Annotated in this window: 6 protein-coding genes; 4 read left to right on the top strand and 2 right to left on the bottom strand. The window is 60.0% G+C overall.

All coding sequences use genetic code 11. The features are described 5' to 3' along the window. On the top strand, positions 1-1,175 hold a 1,175-nt coding region (locus IP65_RS20535; RefSeq protein ID WP_231627891.1), incomplete at its 5' end, for an FtsW/RodA/SpoVE family cell cycle protein. Beyond that, entirely contained in the window at positions 1,172-2,107 is a 936-nt protein-coding gene (locus IP65_RS20540) for an alpha/beta hydrolase-fold protein (RefSeq protein ID WP_197279317.1), read from the top strand. The genes IP65_RS20535 and IP65_RS20540, both read left to right, overlap by 4 nt. A gap of 82 nt (positions 2,108-2,189) precedes the next feature. Here IP65_RS20540 and IP65_RS20545 read toward each other — a convergent pair whose 3' ends face one another. Continuing rightward, positions 2,190-3,119: a GyrI-like domain-containing protein gene (locus IP65_RS20545; protein ID WP_054132894.1), complete on the bottom strand. Its 930-nt coding sequence runs from the start codon at positions 3,117-3,119 to the stop codon at positions 2,190-2,192. A gap of 479 nt (positions 3,120-3,598) precedes the next feature. Here IP65_RS20545 and IP65_RS20550 point away from each other — a divergent pair, with 479 nt between their 5' ends. Beyond that, a complete protein-coding gene (locus tag IP65_RS20550) occupies positions 3,599-4,099 on the top strand; it encodes a hypothetical protein (protein WP_054132895.1) in 501 nt (166 codons plus the stop codon). Between the two features lie 328 nt (positions 4,100-4,427). Here IP65_RS20550 and IP65_RS20555 read toward each other — a convergent pair whose 3' ends face one another. Beyond that, the gene (locus IP65_RS20555; RefSeq protein ID WP_054132896.1) at positions 4,428-5,483 is read right to left on the bottom strand and encodes a DUF4917 family protein; all 1,056 of its coding nucleotides are present in this window, start codon (positions 5,481-5,483) and stop codon (positions 4,428-4,430) included. An 853-nt stretch (positions 5,484-6,336) separates the two neighbouring features. Here IP65_RS20555 and IP65_RS20560 point away from each other — a divergent pair. Then, entirely contained in the window at positions 6,337-7,125 is a 789-nt protein-coding gene (locus IP65_RS20560; protein ID WP_054132897.1) for an alpha/beta fold hydrolase, read from the top strand. The last annotated feature ends 335 nt before the right edge of the window (positions 7,126-7,460 follow it).

Genomic DNA, 7,460 nt, shown 5'->3' on the forward strand with positions numbered 1-7,460 from the left:
GCGTCGCATCACGGGCGGGCGACGATATGAGCGTCGGTCTGCGCCGTGCTCTCGCAGCCCTTTGCTGCCGTCTTCTGCAAGCCGTCCTACCGCCCTCAATGCAGTCGTGGGGTTGGGCGGTGCGGTACGAGGCGGCCAGTATTCCAGACGACACCAAGGCACTCCTTTTCGCCATCGACAGCCTGAGCGGTCTTCTGCCGCGCGCCCTCGCAGTACATCTGCTTCATCCCTTTGGCGAAGGATCGACCGCCATGAACCGCCTTGACTCCATGCTGCGTCGTCCCCGCGCGCTCGGAATCCTGTGCGCGATCAGCGCAGCCTTGCTGGGGATTGCCTATATGGCGTTCGCTGGTGCGCCGATCCGCTACCTCGGGATCAACCTCGGTGCGTTGGCGATCGGCCTCTCCATGCTGGGGATGCTCGGCAATATCGCGATGGCCGACCGGCGCTGGGCCGATACCGCCATCGTCGCGATGGCCGGCGCGTTGCTAGCCACGGCCCTCTTCGGCGCCCAGGTCGACGGTGCGGCGCGCTGGGTAAACCTGGCGGACCTGGCAATCCAACCGAGCCTGGTCCTGTTGCCGGTGATGCTGGTCGCCTTTGCGCAAACACGCAGCGCGACAGCGGCGGCGGGCCTTGTCATCTCCGCTGCCGCGATGGCGCTTCAGCCTGACAGGGCGATGGCCGGGATGCTCGCGCTTTGCGTGACCATCCTCGCGGTCATCCGCCGCGATCCAGGCACTGTCATAGCGTGCGCCGCCGGTGCCGCTGGGTTTGCCGCCACGCTGATGCGTGCCGACTCGCTGCCGGCCGCCCCTTACGTCGATCAGATCCTCTATTCTTCTTTCGACATCCATGCGGGTGCTGTCTTAGCGGTGTGGGGCGGTGCGGCACTGATGCTCGTGCCGGCAATCGTCGGTTTGACTCGCGATCCTGATAATCGAACGGTGTACGCGGTCTTCGGTGCGGTCTGGTTTGCCGCGATAGCCGCTGCGGCTCTCGGCAATTATCCGACGCCGGTCGTCGGTTACGGCGGCAGCGCGATCATCGGCTATGTGGTGAGCCTCTTCGCACTGCCGAAGCTGACTGGTGTGCCCGCTCGGAAGGCGTGGCATGGAGATGATCCGACGGATCGATCGCCGCCTGCCCGCGACCTCCTCGTCGCGCTGGCATGATTGCCATGTCGAACCACAGCAAAAAGCTCCGCCGCTTGACCGCCTTCGCGGTTCGACGCCCAAATAGATACTGGCTGATCGGCGCATTGATCATAGCGTCACTCTACTATGCATGGGGTCAGATCACGCAGCCACGCGGCGATCAGGCGGTGGCGTTTCGTCCCGCCACGCAGAGCTGCGGCACCGATGGGCCGCTACGCTACTGCATCTATCGTGACCAGCGCGGGACGAACGGCGATGTCCTCTACCATCTCCATGGTCGCAACCTCGACGAGCGCATCTGGAACGACGACACCTATCTCACCGCGATGGTCCAAGCCGAATGGCAGCGCAGCGCCGCATTTCCACCTACCGTCGTCGAACTGTCCTATGGCCCCACCTGGCTGCTAACGCCCAAGGGCGACAAGGCCGATAGCGGCCTGCTGGACGACATGATGCGCCGCCTGCCCGCCATCGAGGCGAAGGCCGGCAGGCCACGCCGTCGCCTGCTGATGGGAGAGTCGATGGGCGGGCTCAACGTTCTGATCGCCGGCCTGTCGCATCCATCGCGCTTCGCCAAGGTCGCGGCGCTTTGCCCCGGCATCTATGCGGTCTCGCCCTTCGCATCGTTCGCTGAAATCCGGGCCGCAGCGAAGCGGACGGGTGCCGACCCCAAGATGATCTTCGGCGTGTGGATGCTGGCGCGGAAATATGCGGCGAACGACGCGGAGTGGCAGCGCATCTCACCGCTTGCCCTGATCGAGCAGGCGCGTCCCGACTATCCAGCGCTTTATCTGTCGAACGGCCTGTACGATGCCTATGGCAATTTCGAAGGCTCTCAGCGGCTGGTCGATATTGCCCGCGCGCACGGCGTGAAAACGGAGTGGCATCCGCTCTATGGCGGGCACTGTGCCGCTGACGCCGCGTCGCTCGCCGCATTCCTTTCGTCCTGATGCTTTCTCATTGAGATCGCGACAGCCGCTCTAACACACTCCCTTTAGTCGTCTTCTCCTCACACGGTATTCATTCATCAAGCTATCCATTCGAGATGCGGCCATCTGACCGGAGGCCGAGCTTATACTGGAGCGGCAGGAACAGATCGGTGATCGCTTCATGCTCGGGAACGTCCGGGAAGAAAAGGACGCGCTGGGCATAGAGCGGAAAATCCCGCAGTTCCTCTCCGCTGGTAGGTAGCCAGTCGCGATAGAGGAATTCAGCCGCCGGGCGCAGATCGTCGCTACTGCCGATCACACGTAGAACCGCGCAGCGCCCGCCCGGTATCGTGTCGGCCTCGACGCCGGCATCGGCAGCGGCCAACGGGCGGCGGATTTCGGTGGCGAGGTCAATATGATAGGCGTCCGGTCCGCTGATCTCGGGATCGGTGTGAAAGATGGTGTAGGTGGCATGATCAGCGGCGCGCACGCCATGCCCTTTGCGCCAGGCAATAAAGCGCCGGATCGTTTCGCCAAGACGTTGGGGATCGCCATGGTGACTCATGAACGCGATGTTGGTGTCGAGGACCTCGCGCAGGGTGACATCTTCGCTCGAGAACTGCTGGGTCATGATTTGGCTCCTTGCCCGGGATAGCGGCGCCATTGCCGCTTCCCATGCCACCCAGTCTGGCTGTTCCCGAAAGGCCAATGGCGCCTGACCCATACACTGCCGAAAGGCGCGGGCGAAACTGTCGGGCGCCTCATAACCGGCGTCGAACGCGATGTCGGTCACGGCATCCGCGCGAAAGGCCAATCGCGAAGCGGCCCGTTTCATCCGCGCCATTTGCACATAGCGGTAGAGCGACATTCCGAACATGGCGCTGAACTGCCGGTGGAAATGATAGGGCGAAAAGGCCGCAACTGCGCTCAACACGTCAAGCCCCAGATCGCCATCGAGATGACGGTGAATATGATCAACCACCCGCTGCATGCGCAGCAGATAGCGGGCCTCGGTTGTGTCGGTGGCGGACATCGGGAATTTCCTTGCTGGCGGCACCAGCATTTAGCCAAGCATGTATCCTTCCCGCTCGACCGTTCTTGCTCAAATATCTCCGCGTTGACATGTTTGGTGATTGCCGCCCCAATTCCCGACGTTCAGTGCTCAAGGTAGAGCGTTCAGAACTTGCCCTACGTTCACTGATCGGTGGATCCGGCTGAGTGGCTTGGTCTGGGACTCAAACGGCGGCTCTTGTCAGAAGCCGTGGTTTGACGTCCGCCCGAAACGCCTTTCGCAACATCACAAGCGGGGCCAATTGCCGAAAGGCAGGCCTTCAGTGACTGGATGTGAAAATCTTATGTTCGTTTGGGAGGTTTGTGAGCCCACCAAGGCGCAGTTGCCCGTACCGATCCGAACTCGGCCCGATCATCTTGGCCGTAACGCAAGTTCTTGGGACTTGAAAATTGCGACGTTTTGTCGTATATGCAACGGGTAACAAATCTCAAGGATGAACTATGGAAACTTGTGACCCGACAGGTCTCGAGGCCGAAGCGCTGCGCTCCACGATCGAGGGCCTTGAACTCAATCAGAGCAGTTTCGCAGGCTTGTTGTCCGAACTGGGCGATAAGCGTGAGTTGAAGACCATCCTGCGCAGCATCCAGCGGATGGCAAGTGCCGATGCGCGGGTCTCGGGTGAGATGCAGGTCATCCTGACCCTGCTCCAGCGCGATAAGTGGCGTGCGCGCCGCATCGCCCAGGCGACACAATGGACCGAACGCGACAATGGCGGCCTGACCGCAGAAATTCAGGGTGTACGACTGACGCTTCACCCTCAGTCTCGTGGCCGCTGGTCAATCCACGCGCGCCATATGGCCGAGGGGCCGGACGGCTACAGCCCTTCCATTCCCCATTGGCGCAGCAGCCTGGAGGCAGCAAAAATCCGCGCCGTCCTGGCAGTGGACGAGACGCTCGATCATATTGAGAGGATCAAGGCAGAGCTAGGCGAAGTCGCGTGACGATGGACGGCAGCGTTGGTCAGGTTGTTGCCATCATGGCACGGGCTTCGACCAATGACGCCACAATGCCATCCTTGTCCGTGTCGTCATATTTTAGCTGCCGGAGCAGATAGGTTTAAGCGCAGGCTGCAACCTCGCGCCGCCCCGCCGCAATATTGAACGCCCATGCCCTGCACGCGCCAATAAACTCCGGCATGGGGTAGTCGACGACATTGGCATACAGATCGTGCCACAACCGGCAAGCGTCCGCGCTCGGCCTGCCTGCTGCGCTAGCGATGGACCTGATCCCGGTATGGCCGCCGCCGCGCTCTGCATAAATGCGGCCCGATCAGCCCCATACGTGCGCAGTCTCGGCATCGTAGAACTCGACCTCCAGCGGCCATTTGTCGTGGCGCAGGCCCTTTAGCCAGTTCGCGCGCGCGATGATGTCCTGGTTCCACGCCTCCAACTGATCGCCGTAGAGGCCCACATACAGCTTCTTGAACCTGCCGCGTCCAATGCGGGTGAGTATGTGATCGTCGTTCGCCGCCAGCGAATGACCGAAGATGAACCAGCAATGCGTTCCTTTGGTCACATTGGCGGTGAACTGCTTCAGTCCCTGATAGAGATAGGCGTTGTGCCGGATCTTGGCCTTCTTTTGGGCGCTGGTGCCCTCGGCCACGAACAACGGAAACTTGTTTCCGGCCAGCGCAGCGCGGGCTTGGTCGATCAGAGGCACCCCTTTGCGCACCCATGTGTACTTGAGCAGATCCTTGCCGGAATCGAACAGGTGCAGCGCGCCGTGGAGGAACATGACGCTGGCGCTGTGCGCGTTCGTCTCGCCCTGCCATACGACATATTCAGCATCAGGCTCACCCTCGTCGTTCCCGAAGCCGTCGTTCTTTGCGAGATCGGCGGTGTTTCCGAAGAACGGATCGTCGTGCATCAGCGCCCAATACAGCAGCAGGTCGTAGTTCAGAGTGAAGACGCAGCCTGCCCTGTCGCCCGCCAGGAAGTGGGACAGAAAACGGCGGCAGGCGTCGAACTTGTCGTCGGGGATCTCGGACGGAACATGCGGGTGGTTGCCGGCGATCGTCTGGACCAAAATCTCCTTCAGCATGGCCGCATGGTCGAGCATCTTCTGCGGGGCCGCTCCGCCGTCCGCCACGTACGCCGGCAGGATGGTCGCCGCGCTCTCCAGTGTGCGGATCACCGCCTCGAAGTCTTTGGTCCCCAAGGCTCCGAACACCTGCTCCAGTTCGGGAGCCGCGGAGAAGTCGGCCTGATCATATAGTGACCCGTAGTGGAAGATGTCGGCCCGGCACGCGATGCTAAAGCCATTGCCCAGCAGCAGGTGCCGCTTGCTGAACTGCTCGCTGTCTCCGATAGCCTCGTCGAACGTCATCAAGTAGCCTCATTCCTCGGAGCAGCATGTTCCACGACCCCGACCGTCTTCTCGCCTCAACATTTACAGTGGTCTAACGCAGTTACGAACCGCAATCGAGCCTGTTTTCCTAGTGGTAACTCCAGCTGATATGCGCGGCCCACAGCAGAGCTTGAGAGGCTATTGGGCCATTCTCTCCGACATGGACGTTAAACCTCTGGCCGGCGTTACACCATTTGACAGAGCGCGCCTCAGAGTAACGCGTCAACGACTGCTTCCTACTCGATCCCATCCTGTTATCGCCTCCGTAACGAAGGGCGGGTTTTAGAAAGCTTCAATCGCGTATCGAACGCTTGTTATTTGGGCGTGTTGCTGCGAGGCAGCGTCTCGTTGGTCGAATGACAAGTCTCGTCCGAAACTGCCGTTCAAAACTTAAGCGGGGGGACGACCGGCTCTGGTCAGCTATTTCCTCTTCGATCGCCAGCGGAGGCCCGGGAATTGCCGCCTTCATAGCGGTCATTCGGCCGTCCAAATCAGCTCCCCCAAACCGGTCGTCCGTTCAGGCAGTCAGATCCGGCAACGAAGGGCCGGTTTCAGGTCGCGTCTCAGGCACCGTTATCGGCAGGAAGGTTGGGGGGAAAGGATCAGGCAGCTTTTGGATGGCATATCGTGAAAGCGGCCGTCATCGCGGCTTGCCTAACGATGGGACTGACGATGCAGGGTACCGCTGTATGGACGGCATTGCGTCGCAATCGAATGCCGAAGCCAGATGCTGGAGATTGACTTCCCTGAGCCAGCATGCGAACCAAGCTGCATATCGGCGCTCTTGGAAAGCGGCTGAGATCTTTTTGGCAAAATGCCAAGGAGATTTCATATGAGCCCCGACGCAAACACCCCCTTTCTCGGACACATTTCGGTCGGCCATGGCCCGCAAAAGGTCATTGTGCTGCATGACTGGTATGGCGATCACACGATATATGATCCCCTTTTGCCCTATCTCGACCGCGATAGATTCCATTATGCCTTTGCTGACCTGCCAGGTTACGGATTGTCTCGTGATCGCCCGGTGCTAGCAGGCATCGACCAATTCGCACTGGTTGTGATTGCTCTCGCTGACAGGCTGGATTGGCGGCGTTTCCATATTGTCGGGCACTCGTTGTCCGCAATGATCGCCCAATTTATTGCCATGCTTGTACCAGATCGCATTGTCAGCCTGACTGCCGTCTGCCCGCTTCCGGCCAGTGGGTCACCTGCGAGCGATGACGCGCTGGCATTTTTCGCATCAACAGCCCGCGACGACGATGCCTTTTGCAAGCTGATGCGGTCTTTGTCTGGTTCGCTTTCGAACGGATGGATCGAAGCGAAACGGAAAAACAGCCGTATAGCTTCTTCGCCTGAGGTGAAGATGAACTATTTCGAACTGTTTCGGACAGATTTTTCTTCGAGCCTCATAGGCTCGAGCATGAAAGCCAATCTGATCCTCGGGACTCGCGATCCCGGACTGGATGAGGCCACCATGTCTCCCATGTTCCGACGTTGGTACGAGGATCTTTCTGTGGAAACGGTTTCCGGCTGCGGCCACTATCCGATGGAAGAGGCGCCACCGTATTTTGCAGCTGTCCTTGAACGGCTTCTTGTGAGGGAGGCAATTAGGGCTTCATAAATACGGCATTCCCCTTGGTGTACATGTCATGTGCGCCAAGGGGAGCGACTTTTATGGTTTACAGTGTTCCACGTCCGCTTTGAGAGGCACCATATCGTGCATTCTATGGCCAAAAAGTCGGCGTGTCCGGATAGTCGCCTTCAGGGTTAAAAGTTTGAAATGCTGCCTTTCGCTCGCGGCCTGGCAGAGCCGGCGATAGTCGCCGCGATAGCGGCCGTTCAGGCGCCTGTAGCGCGACAAACTGGATGATGATTGCGCGTCAATCAGGATGAGAATGTGATTGTCGCGGCGCGTCGATCTGAGTAGCCCCTAGATTTCTGGACGCCTTCGATCTG

It is taken from the genome of Novosphingobium sp. AAP1 (genome assembly GCF_001295765.1).
Classification (GTDB): domain Bacteria; phylum Pseudomonadota; class Alphaproteobacteria; order Sphingomonadales; family Sphingomonadaceae; genus Novosphingobium; species Novosphingobium capsulatum.